The sequence below is a fragment of the Streptococcus danieliae genome, from assembly GCF_025447695.1.
In the GTDB taxonomy this organism is placed as follows: Bacteria; Bacillota; Bacilli; order Lactobacillales; family Streptococcaceae; genus Streptococcus; species Streptococcus danieliae.
This window is the reverse complement of sequence record NZ_JAOBSU010000010.1, coordinates 1-24,207: the sequence shown is the minus strand read 5'-3', so window position 1 is coordinate 24,207 and position 24,207 is coordinate 1. Positions and strand designations below refer to the sequence as shown.

General features: G+C 45.8%; 20 protein-coding genes and 2 tRNA genes. 20 read left to right on the top strand and 2 right to left on the bottom strand.

Annotation, left to right across the window (positions count from 1 at the left end):
• The first annotated feature begins 402 nt into the window (after window positions 1–402).
• From rfbA to N4310_RS01315, 17 genes are all read left to right on the top strand, one after another.
• Window positions 403–1,278: a glucose-1-phosphate thymidylyltransferase RfbA gene (gene rfbA, locus N4310_RS01395; protein ID WP_262091790.1), complete on the top strand. Its 876-nt coding sequence runs from the start codon at window positions 403–405 to the stop codon at window positions 1,276–1,278.
• Entirely contained in the window at window positions 1,271–1,864 is a 594-nt protein-coding gene (locus N4310_RS01390; protein ID WP_160333459.1) for a dTDP-4-dehydrorhamnose 3,5-epimerase family protein, read from the top strand. Before rfbA ends, N4310_RS01390 begins: the two co-directional genes overlap by 8 nt.
• Before the next feature lie 9 nt (window positions 1,865–1,873).
• A complete protein-coding gene (rfbB, locus tag N4310_RS01385; protein WP_160333458.1) occupies window positions 1,874–2,920 on the top strand; it encodes a dTDP-glucose 4,6-dehydratase in 1,047 nt (348 codons plus the stop codon).
• A 165-nt stretch (window positions 2,921–3,085) separates the two neighbouring features.
• Window positions 3,086–4,219, top strand: coding sequence for a glycerophosphodiester phosphodiesterase family protein (locus tag N4310_RS01380; RefSeq protein WP_262091789.1), 1,134 nt, complete (start codon window positions 3,086–3,088; stop codon window positions 4,217–4,219).
• Window positions 4,220–4,279: 60 nt separating this feature from the next.
• A complete protein-coding gene (locus tag N4310_RS01375; protein WP_179923517.1) occupies window positions 4,280–5,215 on the top strand; it encodes a glycosyltransferase family 2 protein in 936 nt (311 codons plus the stop codon).
• 3 nt (window positions 5,216–5,218) lie between these two features.
• Window positions 5,219–6,070 (top strand): dTDP-4-dehydrorhamnose reductase, encoded by an 852-nt coding sequence (gene rfbD, locus N4310_RS01370; RefSeq protein ID WP_262091788.1) that lies wholly within the window; start codon window positions 5,219–5,221, stop codon window positions 6,068–6,070.
• Between the two features lie 26 nt (window positions 6,071–6,096).
• Entirely contained in the window at window positions 6,097–7,098 is a 1,002-nt protein-coding gene (galE, locus tag N4310_RS01365) for a UDP-glucose 4-epimerase GalE (protein WP_262091787.1), read from the top strand.
• A gap of 180 nt (window positions 7,099–7,278) precedes the next feature.
• The gene (gene cps2T, locus N4310_RS01360; RefSeq protein WP_179925572.1) at window positions 7,279–8,424 is read left to right on the top strand and encodes a beta 1-4 rhamnosyltransferase Cps2T; all 1,146 of its coding nucleotides are present in this window, start codon (window positions 7,279–7,281) and stop codon (window positions 8,422–8,424) included.
• Window positions 8,421–9,365, top strand: coding sequence for a glycosyltransferase family 2 protein (locus N4310_RS01355; RefSeq protein ID WP_262091786.1), 945 nt, complete (start codon window positions 8,421–8,423; stop codon window positions 9,363–9,365). Before cps2T ends, N4310_RS01355 begins: the two co-directional genes overlap by 4 nt.
• Window positions 9,362–10,165 carry an ABC transporter permease gene (locus tag N4310_RS01350; RefSeq protein WP_262091785.1) on the top strand — a complete coding sequence of 268 codons (804 nt, stop codon included), beginning with the start codon at window positions 9,362–9,364 and terminating at the stop codon, window positions 10,163–10,165. The genes N4310_RS01355 and N4310_RS01350 overlap by 4 nt, the downstream gene beginning before the upstream one ends.
• Window positions 10,165–11,382 carry an ABC transporter ATP-binding protein gene (locus tag N4310_RS01345; RefSeq protein WP_262091784.1) on the top strand — a complete coding sequence of 406 codons (1,218 nt, stop codon included), beginning with the start codon at window positions 10,165–10,167 and terminating at the stop codon, window positions 11,380–11,382. The genes N4310_RS01350 and N4310_RS01345 overlap by 1 nt, the downstream gene beginning before the upstream one ends.
• A gap of 3 nt (window positions 11,383–11,385) precedes the next feature.
• Window positions 11,386–12,741: a glycosyltransferase gene (locus N4310_RS01340; RefSeq protein WP_262091783.1), complete on the top strand. Its 1,356-nt coding sequence runs from the start codon at window positions 11,386–11,388 to the stop codon at window positions 12,739–12,741.
• Window positions 12,738–14,483: a rhamnan synthesis F family protein gene (locus N4310_RS01335; protein WP_262091782.1), complete on the top strand. Its 1,746-nt coding sequence runs from the start codon at window positions 12,738–12,740 to the stop codon at window positions 14,481–14,483. The genes N4310_RS01340 and N4310_RS01335 overlap by 4 nt, the downstream gene beginning before the upstream one ends.
• Window positions 14,480–17,107: an LTA synthase family protein gene (locus N4310_RS01330; RefSeq protein ID WP_262091781.1), complete on the top strand. Its 2,628-nt coding sequence runs from the start codon at window positions 14,480–14,482 to the stop codon at window positions 17,105–17,107. The genes N4310_RS01335 and N4310_RS01330 overlap by 4 nt, the downstream gene beginning before the upstream one ends.
• 44 nt (window positions 17,108–17,151) lie before the next feature.
• Complete coding sequence (locus N4310_RS01325; protein ID WP_262091780.1) at window positions 17,152–18,087, top strand: glycosyltransferase family 2 protein; 936 nt, start codon at window positions 17,152–17,154, stop codon at window positions 18,085–18,087.
• Window positions 18,059–20,104: a DUF7657 domain-containing protein gene (locus N4310_RS01320; RefSeq protein ID WP_262091779.1), complete on the top strand. Its 2,046-nt coding sequence runs from the start codon at window positions 18,059–18,061 to the stop codon at window positions 20,102–20,104. The genes N4310_RS01325 and N4310_RS01320 overlap by 29 nt, the downstream gene beginning before the upstream one ends.
• A 79-nt stretch (window positions 20,105–20,183) precedes the next feature.
• Window positions 20,184–21,023: a DUF3114 domain-containing protein gene (locus N4310_RS01315; RefSeq protein ID WP_179923528.1), complete on the top strand. Its 840-nt coding sequence runs from the start codon at window positions 20,184–20,186 to the stop codon at window positions 21,021–21,023.
• 213 nt (window positions 21,024–21,236) lie between these two features.
• Here N4310_RS01315 and N4310_RS01310 read toward each other — a convergent pair.
• Both N4310_RS01310 and rplS read right to left on the bottom strand, forming a co-directional pair.
• Window positions 21,237–21,308, bottom strand: a tRNA-Arg gene (locus tag N4310_RS01310).
• 33 nt (window positions 21,309–21,341) lie between these two features.
• Window positions 21,342–21,689, bottom strand: coding sequence for a 50S ribosomal protein L19 (gene rplS / locus N4310_RS01305; RefSeq protein WP_160332582.1), 348 nt, complete (start codon window positions 21,687–21,689; stop codon window positions 21,342–21,344).
• 187 nt (window positions 21,690–21,876) lie between these two features.
• On the opposite strand from rplS, the gene N4310_RS01300 reads away from it, so the two are divergent.
• The 3 genes from N4310_RS01300 to N4310_RS01290 all read left to right on the top strand — a co-directional run bounded on the left by N4310_RS01300 (window position 21,877) and on the right by N4310_RS01290 (window position 23,905).
• The gene (locus tag N4310_RS01300; protein ID WP_262091778.1) at window positions 21,877–22,833 is read left to right on the top strand and encodes a glutathione S-transferase family protein; all 957 of its coding nucleotides are present in this window, start codon (window positions 21,877–21,879) and stop codon (window positions 22,831–22,833) included.
• A gap of 105 nt (window positions 22,834–22,938) precedes the next feature.
• Window positions 22,939–23,763: a Cof-type HAD-IIB family hydrolase gene (locus tag N4310_RS01295; protein WP_160332580.1), complete on the top strand. Its 825-nt coding sequence runs from the start codon at window positions 22,939–22,941 to the stop codon at window positions 23,761–23,763.
• Window positions 23,764–23,833: 70 nt separating this feature from the next.
• Window positions 23,834–23,905 (top strand) — tRNA-Arg (locus tag N4310_RS01290).
• Window positions 23,906–24,207 lie beyond the last annotated feature (302 nt).

The window sequence follows — 24,207 nt, the reverse complement described above, 5'->3', positions numbered from 1 at the left end:
ACTCCTGCTGTCCACTCTATCTAAAAATCCCTCCCCTCTAAGGAGGGGAGGAAGGAAGATTGTCTTTATTCTATATTGTCAGTTTTCAGGGATTCCACACAACTTGACAAAGAACCGTAAAGATGTCATTTTTATGAAATTGATGATGAGGAGTCAGAATCCTGACATTATTTTCAAAAAGAATAAGCAACGGGAATGATTCCCAAAAACTCCCTCAGACTTTTTGTCACAAAAATGATAAAATAGATGTGTCTCGGATTTTGCAAGTTCTGCTTACTTGTGGAATCTAGTATAGTCCTTTTCAAGAAGGGCGTGATGAACGTGCTTGTTGGTGAGCTCGTTTCGCTTTAAAAATGATGGTCCAGAAGGTCAGTTTGAGCCTCTGGGAAGAAAGGAAAAACTATGAAAGGTATTATTTTAGCGGGTGGTTCAGGTACGCGCCTTTATCCGGTGACGCGGGCGGCATCTAAGCAGTTGATGCCGGTTTATGACAAGCCGATGATTTATTATCCCCTTTCAACCTTGATGTTGGCGGGGATTCAGGAGATTTTGATTATCTCAACACCGACGGATTTGCCACGGTTTGAAGAGCTCCTGGGCGATGGTTCTGAGCTCGGGATTTCCTTGTCCTATGCGGTGCAACCGAGTCCAGATGGTTTGGCACAGGCTTTTATCATTGGTGCTGACTTCATTGGCGATGATGCGGTGGCGCTGATTTTGGGGGACAATATTTACCATGGGCCAGGTTTGACCAAGCTTTTGCAAAAAGCTGCGCAAAAGGAAGTCGGTGCGACCGTTTTTGGTTACCAGGTTAAGGACCCTGAGCGTTTTGGAGTGGTCGAGTTTGATGAGCAGATGAATGCGATTTCGATTGAAGAGAAGCCGGAAGTGCCTCGTTCCAATTATGCGGTAACAGGTCTTTACTTCTACGATAATTCTGTGGTCGAAATTGCCAAGAACATCAAACCAAGTCCTCGAGGAGAGTTGGAAATCACGGATGTGAACAAGGCCTACTTGGATCGTGGGGATCTATCTGTTGAGTTGATGGGGCGTGGTTTTGCCTGGTTGGATACAGGGACCCACGAGAGTCTTTTGGAAGCGGCCCAGTACATTGAAACGGTCCAGCGGATGCAAAATTTGCAAGTGGCCAATCTGGAAGAGATTGCCTATCGGATGGGCTACATTAGTCGGGAACAGGTCTATCGTTTGGCCCAACCGCTTAAGAAAAATGAATATGGACAATACCTCTTGCGTTTGATTGGAGAAGAAAATGGCTGATAATTTTTTTGGAAAAGAGCTAGCGGCTCGCCCGATTGAAGCGATTCCGGGAATGCTGGAATTTGACATTCCGGTTCACGGAGACAGTCGTGGCTGGTTCAAAGAAAATTTCCAAAAGGAAAAAATGGTTCCGCTTGGTTTCCCAGAGTCTTTTTTTGCGGAAGGGAAATTGCAAAATAATGTAAGCTTTTCAAGTAAGCATGTGCTTCGCGGCTTGCACGCAGAACCTTGGGATAAGTACATCTCGGTAGCCGACGAAGGACGTGTCTTGGGAGCCTGGGTGGACTTGCGGCAGGGTCCAAGTTTTGGGAATGTTTACCAGACAGAGATTGATGCTTCCAAAGGGATTTTTGTGCCGCGGGGTGTTGCCAATGGTTTCCAAGTTTTGTCGGACAAGGTGGCTTATAGCTATTTGGTTAATGATTATTGGGCCTTGGAGCTCAAGCCCAAATATGCTTTTGTCAACTACGCGGACCCAAGTCTCGGCATCCAGTGGGACAACTTGGAGGCAGCAGAAGTTTCAGAGGCAGATAAAAACCATCCGCTTTTGCAGGATGTAGAACCAGTAACAGAAGATCAATTGTAAGGGAAAGAAATGACAGACTATAAAAAAATCATTGTAACCGGTGGTGCAGGTTTTATCGGTTCGAACTTTGTACATTATGTTTACAACAATTTTCCAGATGTTCAGATTGTTGTCTTGGATAAGTTAACTTACGCAGGGAATAAGGCTAATATTGCGTCTATTTTGGGCGATCGTGTGGAGTTGGTTGTGGGTGATATTGCGGATGCGGAGCTTGTGGATCGTTTGGCCCAGGATGCGGATGCGATTGTGCACTATGCCGCTGAGAGCCACAATGATAATTCCTTGAATGATCCACGTCCGTTTGTGGATACCAATTTCATCGGAACTTATACCCTGTTGGAAGCTGCGCGTAAGTACGACTTGCGTTTCCACCATGTATCGACGGACGAAGTCTACGGCGATCTTCCTTTGCGGGAGGATTTGCCAGGCAAGGGAGAAGGTCCAGGGGAGAAATTTACAGCTGAGACACCTTACAATCCTTCCTCACCTTACTCTTCAACCAAGGCTGCCTCAGACTTGATTGTCAAGGCCTGGGTGCGTTCTTTTGGGGTCAAAGCGACGATTTCCAATTGTTCCAATAACTATGGACCCTACCAGCATATTGAGAAGTTTATCCCGCGCCAAATCACCAATATCTTGAGTGGCATTCGTCCCAAGTTGTACGGTGAGGGTAAGAATGTGCGGGACTGGATCCACACCAATGACCATTCTTCAGGCGTTTGGACGATTTTGACCAAAGGAAAGATTGGCGAGACGTATCTGATTGGGGCTGACGGTGAGAAAAATAATAAAGAAGTGCTGGAACTCATTTTGAAGGAAATGGGGCAAGAACCGGATGCTTACGACCACGTTACAGACCGTGCAGGCCACGATCTGCGTTACGCAATTGACGCCAGCAAGCTACGCGATGATTTGGGCTGGAAGCCTGAATTTACAGACTTTGAAGCGGGTCTGAAAGAAACCATTGCCTGGTACACAGCTAACTCAGATTGGTGGAAGGGCGAAAAAGAAGCTGTTGAAGCCAATTATGCAAAAACCCAGGAAGTAATTCAATAAACAGTGAGAGGCTGGGACTAGGGTCCTCAGCCTCTTATTTCTTGTCGTCTCATTTGACGAAAGATTGGCGTGGAAGTTGTGCAGCTACTTGCTTACTTCCTGTCTAGTTAGGAGGACAAGGTCCTGAGAGTAAACTATAGAAGATACCTGCTGGGGCTTGTAGGCTTGGGCCTGGTTTTGGGGCTCTATGATCGGGTTCAAATGAAGAGTCGTTTGGAGCGGGATTTTTATCCCTTGGAGGCGGTTTTTGAGCAGGCCGGTTTGAAGGAGGAGTCTGATCAAAGCTATACGAAGGCAGGTCTAGTTCCCTGGTCCATCCATGTGGATGCGGATAAAATTCGGAAAAATGGTTATCACTTTCCCTACGCTCATAGGGAGCAGGATTGGTTGGGTCGGGTCTACCTGCCTAAGGAGAGTTTGGAGGCTAGTCTGGGACAGGAGCTGGGTCATCAGGGGACAGAGTTGGTACTTGCGTCGCAGTCACAGGACGTAAAACAGGTGCTGGCGACGACCCGCTTGATTGCCCATGCGGGTGGGACGATGCGGGAGGCTGGTTTTTTAGCGGCCTACAGCAACTCTCTCCAAGCCCTCAAGCAGAATTATTCGCTGGGCCATCGGATTTTTGAATTTGATCTCAATCTGACTCAAGACGGTCGTCTGGCGGCTGTCCATAACTGGGAGGGCGAAGCTGTGACCAGTCAGGAGTGGGAGTCAGCTAAGACCAGTGATAAGGGCAATCGGCAGGCCCAATATATCAGTTTGTTTTGGGAGGATATTCTGAAACAAATGGAAATCAATCCGGATATGATTGTTGTCACCGATACCAAGGTGCAATCTAAGAGTCTGGCGGAGGTTGAGGAGCAGTACCGGATTTTGGGCCAGGCTGTCAAAGAGTTGAATCCAGCCTTAGCTGACCGGATCTTGGTGCAGCTCTACCAGCCGAAAGATTACGCCTGGGTGGAGGAGCTGGGGATGTTTAAGCACTATATTTTAACCCTCTACGCCTCTGATTTAGAGGAAGAAGCGATTGCCAAGACCTTGGTGGACAAGTCCAAAATTTTGGCGGTTACTTTACCCCAAAAGGATAAGCGGTTGACGGACTCTCTGATTAATCAAATTCACGCGCAGGATCGCTTGGTATTTGTCCATACGGTGGATGGTTTTGCGACTCTGTCCAAAACACTCAACCGGAGGATTGACGGGGTCTACACCAATAATCTCTTGGCCAAGGATTTGGAACTCTACCAAGCTGTTTTGGACTCGCAAAAGTCATTTGATATCGAAGTTTACAGGAAGTAGGCAGAGATTTTTGAGGGATATGATATACTAGAGGAGAATGAACAGAATAAGGAGAACCATATGACGCTTTCAGTCATTGTTCCTTGCTTTAACGAAGAAGAGGCGCTGCCTCTCTTCTACCAGGCAATGGAAGCGATTCAGCCTCAGCTGGATCAGGAGTTTGAGTATATTTTTGTCAACGACGGCTCCCGTGATCGGACTCTGGAGGTGCTCCGAGAGTTGGCAGCCCAGGATTCAAAGGTTACCTATCTGTCCTTTTCCCGAAACTTTGGGAAGGAGGCGGCTCTTTATGCTGGCCTTCAGGCGGCTCACGGGGAGCTTGTGACCGTAATGGATGTAGACCTTCAGGATCCGCCTGAGTTGTTGGTAGAAATGGTGCAGCGTTTGGAGGCTGACCCGGACCTGGATTGTGTGGGGACCCGGCGGGTGACCCGGGATGGGGAACCGCCGATTCGTTCCTTCTTTGCTCGGATGTTTTATCGCTTGATTAATCGGATTAGCCAGGTTCAGATGGTCGATGGGGCCCGCGATTTCCGGCTAATGCGGCGACAGATGGTGGATGCGATCTTGGAGGTAACCGAGTACAATCGCTTCTCCAAGGGGATTTTCTCTTGGGTTGGTTTTAAGACCGAGTATTTGGAGTACAAGAATGTCGAGCGCGTGGCGGGGCAGACCAGCTGGAATTTCTGGCAGCTCTTTAGCTATTCGCTGGAGGGAATTGTCAACTTTTCGGATGCTCCCTTGGCCATTGCCTTTGTGGGAGGAGCCTTGTCCTGCTTGCTGGCCTTTGGCTTGGCCGGCGTGGTGATTGTCCGGACCCTTTTGTATGGGGATCCAACCGCAGGTTGGCCGTCGATGGTCTCCATCATCCTCTTTTTGGGAGGTTTTCAATTATTAACAATCGGAATTCTTGGGAAGTATATTGGTAAGATTTTTATGGAAACAAAAAATCGGCCGATCTATGTGATCAAGGAGCGTTCAGAAGGGAAAGGGTAAGCAATGATTCTCATTACAGGAGCAAAAGGTCAACTCGGTACGGAGTTGGTGCATTATTTGGACGAGCTAGGGCAGGACTATGTGGCCCTCGATGTGGCGACAATGGATATCACCAAACAAGAAGAGGTGGATCGGGTCTTTGCGGAAGTGCAGCCAAGTTTGGTCTACCACTGTGCGGCCTACACAGCTGTTGATGCAGCTGAGGATGAAGGCAAGGAATTGGATTACGCCATCAATGTGACCGGAACTGAAAATGTGGTGCGGGCAGCAGAAGCCCACGGGGCAACCATGGTCTACATCTCCACCGACTATGTCTTTAACGGAGACAAACCAGTCGGTCAGGAATGGCAGGTGGACGATCCAGCGGATCCTCAAACCGAGTATGGCCGTACCAAACGGATGGGAGAAGAGCTGGTTGAAAAACTTTCCAGCCGTTTCTACATTATTCGGACCGCCTGGGTCTTTGGAAATTATGGGAAAAACTTTGTTTTCACCATGCAGAATTTGGCGAAAAGCCATCCTGTCCTAACGGTTGTCAATGACCAGCACGGTCGCCCAACCTGGACCCGGACCCTGGCAGAATTTATGGTGCATTTAGCGGATAACCAGCATGACTATGGTTATTACCATCTGTCGAATGATGCCGACCAGGATACAACCTGGTATGACTTTGCGGTGGAGATCCTGAAAGATAGTCCCGTGGAGGTCAAGCCAGTTGATTCGAGCCAGTTCCCAGCCAAGGCTAAACGTCCATTTAACTCGACCATGGACTTGACTAAGGCCAAGGCAACCGGATTTGTGATTCCAACCTGGCAAGAAGCCTTGGAGGCCTTTTACCAGCAAGAAGTGAAATAAGTAGTTAGTAAGGGAGCGTAGATTCTATGGGAATTTTAGTGTTAGGTGGAGCGGGTTATATCGGCTCGCACATGGTGGACCGCTTGGTTTCACTGGGACAAGAGCGGGTTGTCGTGGTCGACAATTTGGTAACAGGACACCGGGCTGCGGTGCATCCAGATGCAGTCTTTTATGAGGGTGATCTGGCTGACCAAGATTTCATGCGGCAGGTTTTCAAAGAGAATCCGGATATTGATGCGGTGATCCATTTTGCGGCCTATTCCTTGGTCGCAGAATCAATGGCTGAGCCCTTGAAATATTTTGACAACAATACCGCAGGGATGATTCGTCTTCTTGAGGTGATGCGGGAAGTAGGTGTTAAGTCGATTGTCTTTTCTTCAACTGCCGCAACTTATGGAATTCCAGAAGAGATTCCGATTCGGGAAACGACTCCGCAAAAACCAATCAACCCTTACGGCGAAAGCAAGTTGATGATGGAAACGATTATGAAATGGGCGGATCAGGCCTATGGAATCAAATTTGTCCCGCTCCGCTACTTTAATGTAGCTGGTGCCAAACCAGATGGCTCACTGGGAGAGGACCACGGACCAGAAACCCACCTGTTGCCAATCATCTTGCAGGTGGCTCAAGGGGTACGTGAAAAAATCATGATCTTTGGCGATGATTACCAGACACCGGACGGGACCAATGTCCGTGACTATGTGCATCCCTTCGATTTGGCTGATGCTCATCTCCTAGCTGTTGAGTACCTGCGTGCAGGCAATGAGTCCAGAGCCTTTAACCTGGGATCAGCGACTGGTTTTTCTAATTTGGAAATTTTGGAGGCTGCCCGCAAGGTTACTGGTAAGGAGATTCCAGCAGAAATCGCCGATCGCCGGCCGGGAGATCCAGACACTCTGATTGCCTCCTCAGAGCTGGCGCGTGATATTCTAGGCTGGAAACCTAAATTTGATAATATCGAAAAAATCATCGAAAGCGCTTGGGCTTGGCATTCGAGTCATCCCAAAGGTTATGATGATCGCGACTAGGATGGCTGAGGCTTTTGCTAGTTGAAAAAACTTGATAAAGTGAAACCGCACTTGGAATAGGAGTGCGGTTTTCTGCATTTGGACGACTTCTTGCGGATTTTTCTCCCCTGTTTTCGGTCGCAGGAAGTTGGGAAACATGGTATAATTAAGGAATGTAAACTTAGGGGAAGGAGTTTCCGGATGCAAGATGTCTATGTAATCGGTAGTCGTGGATTGCCGGCCAAATATGGTGGTTTTGAGACCTTTGTGCAAGAATTGGTAACCCGCAAGCAGGATCCTCGTATTGTGTATCATGTTGCTTGCTTGTCGGATGAGGCCTCTTACCAGCATTTTGATTTCCAAGGGACGGATTGCTTCACGATTTGTCCTCCCCAGTTGGGTCCAGCCCGGGTGATTGCCTATGATACCATGGCCCTGCACTATGCCTTGAAGTTGGCGGAAGCGTCGGGGTCTGACAAGCCAGTGTTTTATATTTTAGGCAATACCATGGGGCCGCTGATTCGTTTCTTTATCAAACGGATTCACCGTTTGGGTGGACGGTTGTTAATTAATCCAGATGGTCTGGAATGGCGGCGGACCAAGTGGTCCAAGCCCGTACGTGCCTATCTGAAGCTGGCAGAGCGGGTCATGGCCCGGCAGGCTGATTTGGTGGTGGCGGACAACCCCGGGATTGCCTCCTATTTGGATGAGACTTATGGCTCGCTGCCGGTGACAACCATTGCCTATGGGACGGATTTAGAAGCTTCGAATCTGGCAACAGATTCGACGGATTTCCAAGCCTTTTTGAAGGAGTGGGACCTGCTTGCTGGGGATTACTACCTGATTGTGGGCCGTTTTGTGGCTGAGAACAACTATGAGACCATGCTTCGGGAATTTATGCAGACAGCCAGTCAGCGGCCCTTGGTATTGGTCTGCAACTACCAGGGTTCGGCCTACTTTGAGAGGCTGCGGCAGCAAACCGGTTTTGACCAGGATCCGCGGATTCGCTTTGTCGGAACAGTTTATGATCCGAATCTACTCAAGAAGATTCGTCAGGAGGCCTATGCTTACCTCCATGGCCATGAAGTTGGCGGGACCAATCCGGGTCTCTTGGAAGCCTTGGCCCAGAGTGATGTGAACTTGGTCTTGGGCGTTGATTTTAACCGCCTGGTGGCTGAGGATACAGCGCTTTACTGGACTAAGGAGCCGGGTGATTTGGTTTCGCTGCTTGAAAAAATTGATACTAAACGACCAAGTCATCTAGGTGAGGAAGCTAAAAAAAGAATGCGTGAGTTCTACTCGTGGGAGAAAATTGTGAAAGACTATGAAGGAGTGTTTAACGCATGACGGTTGCGATCTTGCTGTCAACCTACAATGGGGAGGCTTACTTGGCGGAGATGCTAGATTCGATTCTGGGGCAGACCGTAGAAGATTGGCGTCTCCTGATTCGCGATGATGGATCGAGCGATGGAACCCATGCGATTATCGAAGACTACCAGGCGCGTGATGGACGGATTCGTTGGATTAATCCGGATGTCCAAGAAAACCTTGGTGTGATTCAGAGCTTCTGGACTCTGTTGCAGGCGGAGGAGGCAGAGGCCTATGCCTTTTCTGATCAGGACGATGTCTGGCTCCCCCACAAATTGGCAGTTCAGCTTGAGGCCCTGGCTCAAGTAGATGTTCGCCAACCGGCCTTGGTCTACACAGACCTCAGTGTGGTGGACGCCCAGCTTCAAGTTTTGGCTGCGAGTATGATCCGTAGTCAATCAGACCATGCCAATACAAGTCTGTTGGCAGAATTAACAGAGAATACAGTGACGGGAGGCGTAACCCTGATTAATCAGGCTCTGGCCAGTCTCTGGACAGGCCAGGAGAAACACGCCCTGCTCATGCATGATTGGTATCTGGCTCTATTGGCGGCTAGTCAGGGTCAACTTATTTATCTAGATCAAGTGACCCAGCTCTATCGCCAACATGACCACAATGTTTTGGGGGCACGAACCCTGCGCAAACGGATGGCTAATTGGATTCGTCCCCAGCGTCTTTTCCAAAAGTATTGGACCTTAATCCACGATAGTCAAGAACAGGCTCGCAACCTTCTCGAATTGCCGCTCGAGCCTGAGAACCGAGTGTTGGTGGAGGAATTTGTTACGATTTTGGAGCAGGGGCCTGTGGAGCGGGTTCGCCGGATTTTTGGCAGGGGCTATCGTAAAAACCGCTGGTTCCATACCCTAGTTTTTCGAACGCTGATTATTACCAAATTATTTTACAAAAGGAGCAATCCATGAATCTGTTTCAACAGAAAAATTGGATCTTGATGAAAGAACTCATCAAGACGGATTTTAAGTTACGCTACCAGGGATCCGCGATTGGTTACCTCTGGTCGATCTTGAAACCCTTCATGATGTTTACCATTATGTATCTGGTCTTTATCCGCTTTTTACGTTTGGGCGGTGATGTGCCCCATTTTGCGGTGGCTCTCTTACTGGCCAATGTGATTTGGTCCTTCTTTTCGGAAGCGACCTCGATGGGCATGGTGTCTATCGTGTCCCGCGGGGATTTGATTCGGAAATTGAATTTCTCCAAGGAAATCATTGTTCTCTCAGCGGTGGCAGGGGCAGGGATTAATTTCTTGATCAATCTGGCGGTTGTCTTTATTTTTGCCTTGATTAACGGGGTTAGCCTGTCCTGGCAAGTGATTTTGGTTTTGCCAATTTTTCTGGAGCTGCTCTTGTTTGCCTCAGGTCTGGCCTTTCTTTTGTCGACTGTTTTTGTCCGTTTTCGAGATTCGCTACAAATTTGGGAAGTAGTCTTGCAGGCGGGTCTTTACGCCACCCCGATTATCTACCCGATTAGTTTTGTGGCCAATCAGAATGAACTGGCAGCCAAGATCATGATGGTGAACCCAATGGCTCAGATGATTCAGGACGCCCGTTATCTCCTGATTGATCCAGCTAATACAACCGTGTGGCAACTGGTCACCAATCCTTTTTTAATCCTAATTCCCTATCTCTTGCCGCTGCTGATTTTTAGTTTTGGCTATGGAATTTTTAGGAAAAATGCTAAGAAGTTTGCGGAGATTTTATAGTGAAAGAGAACAAAATTGCTGTTTCTGTTCAACATGTCAGTAAATATTTCCAACTACCAACAGAAGCAACCAACAGCCTGCGGCTGAGTTTGATCAATCGCCTCCGAGGGATCAAGGGCTATACAGAGCAACATGTCTTAACGGATATCAACTTCGAAGTCGAAAAGGGTGATTTTTTTGGCATTCTCGGGCGGAATGGTTCTGGTAAATCGACACTTCTGAAAATCATTTCGGAAATTTACCAGCCTGAGCAGGGGGAGGTCCGGATTGATGGGAAATTGGTGTCCTTTATCGAGCTCGGTGTTGGCTTTAACCCGGAATTGACCGGCCGTGAAAATGTTTATTTAAACGGAGCCCTGCTTGGTTTTACCCAGGCTCAAATTGATGCCATGTATGATGAGATCGTTGAGTTTGCGGAATTGCGGGATTTTATGAACCAGAAGCTCAAGAACTATTCCAGTGGGATGCAGGTCCGTCTGGCCTTTTCGGTGGCCATTAAGGCAGATAGCGATATCCTGATCCTGGATGAAGTTTTGGCCGTTGGTGATGAAGCCTTTCAACGGAAATGTAATGATTACTTTATGGAACGCAAGCAGTCTGGGAAAACAACCATTCTGGTGACCCATGATATGGGTGCGGTTAAAAAGTTCTGTAATAAGGCGATCTTGATTGAACATGGTTTGGTCAAGGCTTACGGCAATCCAGAGAATGTTGCCAATCAGTATAGCTATGACAATACCGCACCCCTGCAAGCAGAAGAAGCGAGTGAGCCGGCACAAGCAGAAGAGCAAGTGGTTGAGAACTTTCAGCTGGACTTGCTGTCGCCGACTCAGATTAGCCCAGGGGATGAGATCCATTTCCGGATTCAGTATGATCTCAAGGAAGAAATGGAAACCTATATCGCCCTGTCTTTGACCGATATTGATCGGAATATTTGGATTTATAACGATAATTCAATGGATGCCCATCAGGTTTCCTCAGGTCACCAGGAAATTCACTACCGTTGTTCCTTACCGACGGTGAATAATCTCAAAATGAAGTTGGAAGTAACCGTCCGGGATGCAGAAGGAAAGATGTTAGCTTTTTCAGATGCAACCCAAACCCCGATTATCATGGTTCAACGAACAGATATTGCTGCAGATGACCGATCTGCTTTGGATTCTGCAAGTGGCTTGATTCAGCGAAATGGAAACTGGACTTTTGACGAAATGGAGTGACCAATGACACAACCAGTGGTTTCAATTCTTTGCACAGTCTACAATAAGGATCCCTGGCTTGAGCAGACCCTAGCGAGTTTTGTGGCGCAAGAGAAGAATTTTCCTGTTGAAATTCTCATTGTCGATGATGCCTCCACGGACTACTCTTGGGACATCATTCAGGCCTTCCAAGCAAAACATCCTGATAATGTTTTGATCTTTTCAAATCCGGTGAATCAGGGGATTGCTAAAACCTGGGTCGAGCTCTGTTCCAAGGCCAAAGGCAAGTACATTGCCCGTTGTGATGGGGATGACTTTTGGTTGGATCCCCATAAGCTCCAAAAACAAGTCGACCTGCTAGAGGCGAATCCAGATTCGGCCTGGTCCAATAGCGATTTTGATATTTATGATGAAAGAGGCCAATTTGTCAGCGCTGCTGGCTTTGAGTCTGGGACCATTCCTCTTGCGGATAGTTACGAGAAAATGCTGGCCACCCGAGGTTTTACCATGGCCTCGACCTGGCTAGTCGAGCGGGAGTTGATGCTGGCAGCCAATCAGTGTTTGGATTTAAGCACGGCAGATGACACCTTTAATTTGCAGCTGGAGTTGTTTCAACGGACCAAGCTTAGTTATTTACCTGAGGCAACGGTAGCCTATGTTGTGAATACAGGATCGGATTCGCGACCTCGCTCCTATGCAGAGCAGAAAGACCGTTTCGAAAAACTGCTGGCAACGCAAAAAGCTTATGTCAGACGTTACCCGGAGCGAATTTCCGAATCCCTGGTGGATCTTCTTTTGGAACGGGCGAATGCCTTTGAATGGGAGTTGAGTCAGGCTGCAGCAGGCTTGGCGGGAATTGGTTTTGAATCGGTGACGGTCTTTTTCTCAGACGAGTCCTCGGGTTTTAGACCTGAACAAAGCCAATCCTTTGCCTTGAAAGAACAGGGCAATCTCGAAATTGTGCTGCCAGAAAATTGTAGCCGTGTGCGGATTGATCTGTCAGAACGGCCAAGTTTTTATGATAGGGTTGAGGTCCGGTTGTCGGACGGAACTCTCCTTCCCCCTAGCTGGTCCAATGGCCTGGCTTTTGGAGAGGGCTATCTATTCAAAGATCCAGATCCACAGTTGATTTATGATCTCCCTCAAGAAAAGCAGGGAGACAAGTTAATATTGAGTTACAAAATGAGTCAGATTGACCAGGTTGAAGCAGCCGATTACTTGGTTAAAACCTTGCTGGACCGGTTGCTTTCTAACCAGGAAGAGTTAGAGCAAGTAAGAGAAAATTACCAACGTCTGGAGCTGGAAAATAGGATGATGAAAAATTCCCGGCGTTGGAAAATCACCACGAAGGTGATTGATTTGTTTAGGAGAAGAAAATGAAGCGACTGCTTATCTATGTTCATTACAATAAAAATCAGGAAGTAAGTCCCCACGTCCTCTATCAGTTGAAGAAGATGCGGCCGCTTTTTTCACAGGTTTTAGTGGTTAGCAATAGCCCTCTGCCGGAGCAGGGGCTTCAAGATTTGAAGGGCCAGGCCTTGGTTGACCAAGTCTGGGAGCGAGCCAATAGTGGTTTTGACTTTGCAGCTTGGCGGGATGCCATGAACAACCTGGGGTGGTCCAAGCTAGGGGAATTTGATTCCCTAACCCTGATGAATGATACTTGTTTCGGTCCCATTTGGGATTTTACACCCCATTTTTTAGGCATGGAAGCTGATGAACAGATTGATTTTTGGGGCTTGACCAACTTTCGAGCGACCAAGGAGTTCCCAGAGCACCTACAAAGCTATTTTTTAACCTTTAAAAAATCCATTTTACAGGACCAAAGCTTCTTTGATTTTTGGCAAAATGTGCAAGATTATGAAAATGTGCAAGATGTGATTAATCATTATGAGTCGGGCGTGACGACTTATTTTCTGGAGCGGGGCTTTCAGTACAAGGCCTTGTTTGATACGACGCAGGAAGCGACCGAAGGCATGTTACATCCGGATTTTACCTATTATAATCCTCGGCGAATTCTGGAGGTTGGCTTGCCCTTCCTTAAGGTCAAGGCGCTGGATGCCAATCAGAGCATTGCGCCCTACCTTTTGGATACTATCCAAACCCAAAGTGACTATCCAATAGACCTGATTGTTTATCACATGTCGATGGTTAATCAACCAGACAGCCCCTATCTTTTGGGCCAAAAATACCTGTCAAATCTGCGGGAGTTTCGCCCGTTGAAGGGGCGTGTAGCGATCCATCTCCATGTTTTTTATACGGATCTCTTGCCAGAATTTTTGACCGTTTTTGAGCAGTTTCCCTTTGCCTATGATCTCTTCCTAACAACGGATACCGAAGCCAAGAAGGCAGAGATTCTAGAGAAGACGGGGCAGCAGGACAATCAAGAAGTTTTTGTGACAGGCAATCGTGGGCGTGATTTGTTCCCGATGCTCTTGTTAAAAGAGCGATTAGCAGGCTATGATTATGTGGGCCATTTCCATACTAAAAAGTCTAAGGAAGCTGATTTTTGGGCTGGGGAATCCTGGCGTCGCGAGCTGATTCAGATGCTGGTGGAGCCTTCGGCAGCCATCCTCACCCAGTTTGAGGAACAGCCAAATATCGGCTTGGTCATCGCCGATATTCCAAGTTTTTTTCGCTACAATCGTATCGTAACAGCTTGGAATGAACACCAAATGGCAGCGGCCATGAATCAATTATGGGAGGATATGGGCCTCTCCAAGACCATTGATTTTGCAGGGATGGATACCTTTGTCATGAGTTACGGAAGCTTTGCCTGGTTCCGCTATGAAGCCTTAAAACCGCTTTTTGAGTTGGATCTTCAGGCAGAGGCTATCCCAGAGGAACCCCTGCCTCAGAATTCGATTCTTCATGCTATGGAACGACTTTTGGTCTATATTGCTTGGAACCAGGGCTATGATTTTCGGATCGCACCTAGTCCAAAAGTGCTAACTCCCTTTATAGATAACAAACTTTTAAATTTGAATGGCGATTTGCATCCACCGACCTTTGTTGATTTTAATTATATGGGCGGGATCAAGGGAGCGCTTAAGTACATTGTACTTGGTCCGGCCAGAGCGATTAGATACATTCTGAAACGATTGGTGGCTAAATATTCATGAACCAGATTCGAGAATCTTTAAACCGACTTTATTTGGAAGCCAAGAACCTGATTATGGCCAAAAGCAGTATCCTGCTTGAGGATAGCCAAGCATTTTGGATAAAACTCCAAGAAAATTGGCGACAGGACCTTTCAGATTATGCCAAAGAAAAATACGAGTCGATTCAGGCTTGGATTAAGGGACAGGATTGGGCGGCGCGTGTTTTTGAATTAGTCTATGTCTGTCTAATGCTAGCTTTAACAGTGGTTCTCCTGTCCAATTATTTTCTTGGACAAGACCAGACTTTCCTTGGTTTAACGACGGAAGGAGTTTTGTTATTCTACCTGTTTATTGTTTTGTTTGCAGGACTCCTAACCCTTCCCTATACAAGGCTCAAGAGTGTTTTTCCTCTGTTAATCGGCTACCTGATCTATTTTCCCCTACTGTTCTTATTGGAATGGTCTCGTCAGCTCAACAATCCTAGTTTCAAGGTTCAAGACCTGTTCAGGATTCATCCCTTAACTCAAGTGCATTTTTATAGCTTGGCCATTATCCTTGTGGTTGCTTTTACGCTAAAAATTGTGCAACGGGAATTTTATGTATTCAAGAAATTTGAAGAGACCGGACTCTACCGAGCCCGCCGTTCCGTTTGGACCATGGCTTCTATGGCGCCTTTGATGCTGACGAATCCACTCTTTTTGGAATTTGTGACTGGACCGGTGACTAGTCTAGCTACAGAGAACCAGCTTGGCCCTTACCTAAGCTACATAGCGGGTCAAAGCCTGTTGTGGTTTGTGATTGGTTTCCTGCTTTTTGCAAGTTACTACAACAGTCTGAGAGAAATTGGCCTGCACCATTTTGGCAGGGCCAATGCCGTTTTTTCAAGCTTGGTTTTTGCCGTACTGTTTAACCTGCTCTTTCAGACGGGGGTGGTGCAAGTAGGTGAGGTTGTCGGAAAATATATTTTTCCCATGGCAACGCTTTTTCAAGTCATCACGATTTTTTCTTTTTGTTTAGTGATTTATGTACTGCTCAATCGCTATCTGTATGCGAGCCTACTTATTTTGCTTACAGGAAGCGGAGTAGCGATTGTGAATAGCATTAAAAATCAGTATCGCCAAGAACCCTTATTGCCCACTGATTTTATTTGGATTTGGGAACCGCAACTTTTTGTTTCCTTTGTAGATGTTGCTTTATTTTTAACAGTTTTAGTTGTTATTGCCGTTTTGTTCTATGTAGCTTGGAATATTCAAACGATTATGCCAAGTAAACGGATTTTTACGAAATGGGAGCCTAGGCTCGCTTTGCTGGTGGTCTTTTTGGGCTTGGTTCACGTGACAAGCACAACCTTTCAACAGGAGGAAAAGGGAAAAGTTCCCAATAATGTACCGGTTATCAGTGCTCTCCACAATTGGGTTGACGTGACCTGGCAGGGGCTGTCTATTAATGCCAGTTATAAATCCTTAGCCTATGTGTGGAGTCGTCAATTAACCCAGGTTGTGATGGAGGCACCGGAAAATTACAACCAGCAACAAGTTGAAGCGATTATCGCCAAGTATCGCCAAAAGGCGGAGGTTTTAAACCAAACACGGGATAAGTCTCTTAAAAATCAAACGGTTATTTATATACTCAGCGAGAGTTTTGCGGATCCGAGAAGAATTCCAGGGAATGAGATCTCCCAAAATCCTATCCCCGAAATTCAACAGATAAAAGCAGAGACCACAAGTGGACAGATGCACAGTGATGGTTATGGGGGTGGAACGGCCAATATGGAGTTCCAAAGTTTGACCGGCTTGCCTTTCTATAATTATTCGGGCTCAACTTCAAATCTCTATGTTGAGGTCGTGCCAAATATGGCCTATCTTCCATCGATTTCACGCTCGTTTGCAGGTCAGGATAGCTATGTGATCCACCCTTCAGGAGCCAATAACTATAACCGAATTAATATTTATAAGGACTTAGGTTTTGAAAATCTCTATTTCACCAGTGATAGTCCAGATACCATTCAGGATAAAACCTTGGAGGGTGTCAATGTTAGTGATCGTGCTGTCTACAATGAGGTTCTATCCAAAATTCAGCCGGAACGAAATCAGTTTTTCTCTGTCATCACGATGCAAAACCATGTTCCATGGTCGTCAGGTCAGCCAGCTGAGTTAGTGGGTCAAAATCCTTTGTTGAATGATAAACAAAATGCAGATCTAACAAGTTATTCCCGCTTGCTCCGTCATACGGACACAGCCACTAAAGAATTTTTGGAGAAGTTAAAAACCATCGATAAGGAAATCACCGTTGTTTTCTATGGCGATCACCTTCCAGGTTTCTATCCGCTATCTGTTTTTACAGAGCATCCAAATTTACAATTTGAAACGGATTATTTCATCTGGTCCAATAAAAATAATGTTAAAGCGGAGCATCCAATGGTCAATTCAAGTGACTTTGGAGCGGCTTTATTGGAACAAACCAATTCAAAAGTATCTCCCTACTATGCATTGTTGGATGAGGTTTTAAAGGGACGTCAATTAAGTCTTGATGGCCAGTTCAATCAGAGTAGTGAAGCTGAGCAAGACTTGGCGATCATTCAATATGATGTTACGTCAGGAAAGGGATTTAGTTCAAAGACCTCGGCTTTCTTTGAGCTTCCATAGAATGGATGCGATTCATTCATGTTTTAGAGAATAGAGGAGTAAGAATGACAGAAAAAGTTGCCGTCTTATTGCCAGCTTATAATGAGGAACTGACCATTGTAAAGGTAATTGAAGATTTTAAAAAAGTTTTACCGCATGCCGATATCTATGTTTATGATAATAATTCGAGTGATCGAACCAACGAGTTGGCAGCAGCAGCAGGGGCAATTGTGCGTTTTGAACCGCGTCAAGGTAAGGGGAATGTCGTACGATCTATGTTTCGCGAAATTGATGCTGACTACTATATCATGGCAGATGCTGACGATACCTATCCTGCTGCAGAAGTGGAAAAATTGTTGGAGCCTTTACGAGCAGGTCTGGCTGATATGACCATCGGTGATCGCCTATCCAATGGGACCTACGAAAAAGAAAACAAACGTGGGTTCCATGGTTTCGGCAATAATCTTGTAAAAGGCTTGATTAATCGTCTGTATCGAGGAGATTACAATGACATCATGACTGGCTACAGAGGTTTTAACAAATTGTTTGTTAAAAACTTCCCAGTCTTATCTCCAGGCTTTGAAATCGAAACAGAACTATCTATTCATGCTCTGGATAAACGTTTTAAATTGGTTGAAGTCCCAATTACCTATAAAGATCGGCCAGAGGGTAGTGAGTCTAAATTGAGTACCTTTTCAGATGGCTTTAAAGTTTTGAAAATGATTTTCAATCTTTTCAAAGACTACAAACCTTTGGTGTTTTTCAGTCTGCTGACCCTTCTCTTTTTCATGGTTGGTTTATTAGTTGGGATACCTGTGATTACAGAGTTTGCCAATACAGGCTTTATTGACAAACTTCCTTCTGCGGTTTTAGCAACTGGTTTGATGATTCTGGCTGCTTTGTCTTTTGTGGCTGGTTTTATCTTAGATACCGTGGTCAGACAGAACCGCATGCAATATGAATTGAAAGTCTATGATTATTATGCAAGAAGTGAGAAGTAGTCGAAGTCTTGGTTTTCTGAAAAAGATTGGGGATGGATTTCTCAAATACCGGTATCTGATTGCCTTGCTGTTGTTTATAGTTGGAGTTTCTTTTCAGATTCATGGAAGTTCAATCAGTAACTGGAATAATTATGGGATTAGTGAAACATCTAATCATACTCGTGGTGTTACCATAAACGATCTGGATGGTGAGGCTGAACACATTGATGTTCAAAAAAACCTATCGGATTGGATCTCACTTCCGCCTCGTTCAGACGGGACGATTGCGGGTGTGCCCCGTATGATTCGTTCGGATGAGTGGCTGGTGCAGACGCCTTTTTACCTGGCTCAGGCCAATAGTGGCAATCAGTTGATCAATCCGAATTATGCTTTATCCGGACAAAATATGATTGTGGCTTATAATTCTCCAGTTTGGCATATTTCCGTTCTTGGAAAACCGTTTAATTGGGGCTTTCTATTTTTTAGTGCTGCCACTGGTTTGTCTTGGTATTGGTGTTTTAAAATACTAGCCATGCTCTTGTTGGCCTATGAATTTTCGCTGATTTTGACTAAGCAAAATAAATGGCTTTCGAGCATTGGGGCCTTATGGATTACCTTTACACCCGCCATTCAATGGTGGTTTATGCAGCACCTAGGGGATGTCGTTTTTTATGCCCTGTTGATGATGGTGAGTATTTACCATTATTTCCATCAGGAGAACAGATGGTTCAAATTGCTGATGGCTAGTTTTTTAGTTAGTGCGATGATTGGTTTTGTGCTCGTGATTTATCCAGCCTTCCAGATTCCGTTTGCCTACTTGGTTGGAGCCTTCTTCGTGATTGAATTTTGGAAGGCAATCCGGACAAAAAAACTTCAGGTTTTTGATTGGCTGTCGATGGGCTTAACTTTGCTGGTTGCTGTTTCTATTATTGGTTACAGTCTTTGGGTTAGCAAGAATGCTCTGAATTTGACACTCAATACGGTTTATCCGGGTAGTCGGACTAGTGTTGGTGGGGGCTTTACTTTAGCCCAGTTCATCGAGTTTCTGCAAAATGTTGTTTTACCATTCCGTACGCCAAGCTACATGAATCAGGTGGAGCTAGCGACGGGTTTCCAATTTGTCTGGTTTTTCCTATTGGCGATTCCTTTTGTCGTCAAAAAGGAGCAGGTCTGGGACAATGTCTTTGGTCTCTTCCTTGTTTTCTTTACGATCTTATTAGCGGTCTATGCTTTTGTGGAGATTCCTGAAATCATTTCCAAGGCTACCTTGTTTCGTTTTGTGACGTCCAATCGGGCCTGGCAAGCAGCAGCGGTTAGTGGAGTTTTTGCCAGTCTTTGGTTTATTGGCTTGTTGTTTAGAGAAAAAAGCAGGCACCAGCTTTCTTTGCTTGTAGCTATGTTGCCAGCATTAGTTCTCTTTATGCTTCTCATTAACAATCAGTCGTTAGACATCCACTATATGAGCCCTAGCGCTTCTTTTATCACACTAGGTCTCTTTAGCTTAACCTACCTCTTATTTATTTTTAGAAGGAAAATGGCTTTGCTTCCCTTATTGGGGATTATCCTAGTATCGGGGATGACTGTTAATCCAGTTGTTCAGGGCTTGGATGTGATTGAAAATAAGGCGATTGCTTTAGAGGTGAAGCAACTAAAAAATGAGTATCCTGAGGCCTTGTGGATGACGGAGAATGGCTATTATTACCAATTGCCGCAGATGCTTGGAGCGAAATCGCTCGATGGGGTTCGCTTTTATCCGGATATTGAACTGATGAAAGCTCTTGATCCAACATCTGAAATGGAGGAGCAGTGGAATCGTTATTCTCACATGCGCTATCTATTAGTAGATGAAGAAACAAGTATGGAAAATCCCTCCCCTGATGTTTTAAAAATCAATTTGGCGGTTGAGGATCTGGAGAAATTGCAGGTGAGATACATCATCAGTAATCGCAATCTTCCTGAATTATTTGGGGAGAATCGTTTCCGACAAGTCTATGGACCTGATTTAGATGGTAATCGGATTTTTGAGGTCATTCATTAAATCGCAAAAAACTCCAAATTTTCGTGCCTCTAGCGTAAAACTTGGAGTTTTTCTGATAAAAACAGGTAAGGATCAACCTATGCATATATCTTCTTCTCGAACAATTGGGAGTTCAAATTTTTATCATTTATGGCAAGAGCAACAGCATCGCTCACCTAAGGACTGTCTCATCTGGTTTCTAGAATTTCTAGATATGCCTGTGGAGTTAACCGACGATCAACAGGAGCTGCAGCGTCTCTTGAATGCCTTTCATCCTGATTTAGCACCCCATGATCGTTTTTGGAAGCAGCTGGTCAAGACAATCCAGCAAGCCTTTCCTCAGAATAGCCTGGACCAGGCGGGATTGCTCAATCGCCAAGTACATCAGTTACGCTACCTGATTTCGACCCAGCAGGCTCAATATGTACGCAGGCATTTTCGGGATCCGGGAATGACTGATCGCCAAGCCCTAGCCCGCTACTTAAAGGGTCGCTTTTATACCCTGTGGGATCGTGGCCGGCTGCATCAGAAGCTTTCTTTGGTTGAAGGGAAGAGGAATTACCCGGATAACCAAGCCAGTGTGAACCTAAAAGTTCTTTACCGGCAGCGAGTTGAGTTTATTTTAGACAGCCAGGGCCGCTTTTTGAATATCCTGGATCCAGAAGGAAGCTCGGAAGCAGGTATCATTAATGGTGCTAGTTTTAACTACGGTGGTTTCTGCCGCCACAAGGATTTGGACATCGCCCCAATCGGTCGGCACGATCCCCGCTTCCGACGTAAAAAACTAAGAGGCTACCGCTCCCCTAGTAAGAAGCGGTGGGGCTCAGATGACCGTTCTTTTTGGTCAGCCCAGGGGCCCTATTCCCAAGCGGGCCGCTCCCTCGCTGGTCTAGTAAAAGACCAAGCGCGTGACTTCCGCCGCTTGGTACGGAAGAGTTAGGAGGTGAAAAAGGTCTGGGAGGCCTTTTTCACCTGAGCCCAGAGATAAATGAGCGAGGTTAGAAAACTCGAGTTGAAAAAAGAGGTGTCTAAACGGGTCAGAAATGCAGGAGAACCGACAGTCCTGGTCATCTTAAACATTTAAAAATACACCCTAAAAGTTGGATATGACATCTAACTTTTAGGGTGTATTTTTAGCGATTTTCTTAAATAATGTTCCCTGCAGGAATCGAACCTGCAACGACTCCTTAGGAGGGAGTTGTTATATCCATTTAACTAAGGGAACAAGGAAAAGGAGCCGAGGCTCCTTTTAATCCTCTTAACGGCGGATTTCTTTGATACGTGCAGCTTTACCTTGTAGGGCACGTAGGTAGTACAATTTCGCACGACGTACTTTACCGTAACGTACAACTTCGATTTTTTCAACACGTGGAGTGTGAAGTGGGAAGATACGCTCAACGCCAACACCGTTAGAGATTTTACGAACAGTGTAGTTTTCAGAGATTCCTTGACCTTTACGAGCGATAACAACTCCTTCGAAGAGCTGTACACGTTCGCGGTTTCCTTCGACAACTTTCGCGTGAACGCGAACAGTGTCACCGGGGCGGAACTCAGGGATATCAGTACGTAGTTGACCTTCAGTCAAGCTTTGAATTAATGGATTCATGTTTTCTCCTATCTTGCTAATCATAAACGCGAGGGAGCAGCGGATTAGCCGTTTATTTTTGCGTGTCCATCACACACAGGGAATATATTATCAGTTTTTTGACAAAAAGTAAAGGAAAATGCGAATAACTTGAAGATTTTTTAATCTTTGGTATACTACTAATTATTAGTAAAAAGGAGAAAAGCAGATGGGGCTTTTAGTAGATGGGCAATGGGTGGATCAATGGTATGATACCCAATCAACGGGCGGAAAATTTGTGCGAACCGTGACTCAGTTTCGGAACTGGATTACACCGGACGGCCAGCCGGGTCCGACAGGTCAGGGTGGCTTCAAGGCAGAATCGGGTCGTTATCACTTGTATGTGTCACTAGCTTGTCCTTGGGCTAGTCGGACCTTGATTATGCGGAAATTGAAGGGCTTGGAGGAGCACATTTCGCTCTCCATCGTGAATCCCTTTATGCTAGAGAAGGGCTGGACCTTTGCTGAGGGACCAGGAGTCATTGAGGATAGTCTTTTTCAAAGCGACTACCTCTATCAGGTCTACCTCAAGGCAGATCCTCACTATACTGGTCGGGTAACCGTTCCAGTTCTGTGGGACAAAAAAACCAAGACCATCGTCAGTAATGAATCCGCTGAAATTATGCGGATGTTCAACTCAGCCTTCAATGACTTGACAGGCAATCAGGAGGATTACTATCCCGAAAATCTACAGGTCGAAATTGATGCTATGAATGACTTTGTCTATCCAAACATTAATAATGGTGTCTACAAAGCTGGCTTCTCCACTAGTCAAAGTGTTTATGAGGAAGAAGTGAAACAGGTCTTTGCGGCCCTAGATCAATTGGAAGTACACTTGGAGAACCAGGACTATCTGGTTGGCAATCGTCTAACCGAGGCAGACATTCGCCTCTTCACAACCCTGGTGCGCTTCGATGCCGTCTACTTTGGACATTTCAAATGCAATATCAAGGCCCTAGTGGACTATCCAAATCTTTGGGACTACACTAAACGTCTCTATCATCATCAAGACATCGCAGCTACCGTTGACTTTGACCAGATTAAAAACCATTATTATGGAAGTCATAAAACCATCAATCCAACCGGGATTGTCCCTGTCGGACCTAACTTGGACTGGAGTCTTTAAGTCCACACCAACCTTGGAATCAGCGCGAATTCCAAGGTTTTTTAAATCCGTTCTTTTGGTATAATAGGAAGTAGAAAATATCTGAAAATTTGGGAGGATGAGTGGATGATTAAACTATTAGCTTTAGATATGGACGGCACCTTACTGGATCAAGATAAAAAATTGCTACCAGAGACCCTGGTTGACTTGGACAAGGCCCGCGCAGCAGGAGTCCTGCCTGTAATTTGTACAGGTCGTCCCTTATCTGGTGTCCTTCCTTATTTAAAGGAATTAGGCTGGCAGGGAAAAGAAGGCTATGTTATCATTAACAATGGCGCAACCATCTATAGTACCAAGGATTTGTCCATCCACTCCTGGTCTGGCTTGTCTCAAGAAGAACTAGTCTTGTTAGACCAGATTGCCCAGGAATCGACCGCTCAACTAACCGTCTTTGACGAACAGGATTACCTAGTCGTCGGTGAAGAGCCTTCGGAGCTAGTGATAATGGATGCCGGTTTAGTTTTCACCAAACCCAAACGAGTAGAGTTGAAGCAGCTTTTGGAGAGCCAAGCCAAGATTTTCCAAGCGATGTACTTGGATGAGAAAGAAGCATTGGATCGCTTTGAGGCGGAGTATGGTCCGCAATTAGCCAAGCATTTTGAAGTGGTCCGCTCGCAGGAGTATATCTATGAGTGTCTCCCCAAAGGAACCAACAAGGCTACCGGCCTGTCCTACCTAGCTCAGGATCTCGGGTTCGGCAATGACCAAGTCATGGCTATTGGAGATGCCAACAATGATTTGGAAATGTTGGCCTATGCCGGCTGGTCTGTAGCTATGGGCAATGCCAATGAGGCTGTGAAAAAGATTGCCAAATTCCAAACCGGACCGCACACAGAAAACGGAGTTGGTCAAGCCATCCGTGAGATTCTCTTACCAGCCAACCAGGCCTGAAAATTTTATTGGAGGAAGCTTGAAAAAGTTCTTGCCTTCCTCCACAAGTTTTGGTATACTTATTGAGTTACCACCCTTAGTGTAATGGATATCACGTAAGATTCCGGTTCTTGAGATGGGAGTTCGATTCTCTCAGGGTGGATGAAACTATAACAAAAAAGCCTGTGGTAACAGGCTTTTTTGTTTTTATGACCCAAATAATTTTGGTGTTCTGTTAGAATGTTTGTTTTTGTTATTTTCGAGAAAGGATAGAGCTATCTGATGTGCTAGAATCGACCAAATCCATTCTACAAACACCTTTCGGCGAGTGACAGAGGCAAAATAGAGCTTCTCAGTAACGAAGGACAGTAGCAAGCAGCTATTTCATCCCGAATTATTCATAGATAACTAAAAAAACTTCTAGAAACCCTGATAGATCAATGTTTCTAGAAGTTTTTGATTTTC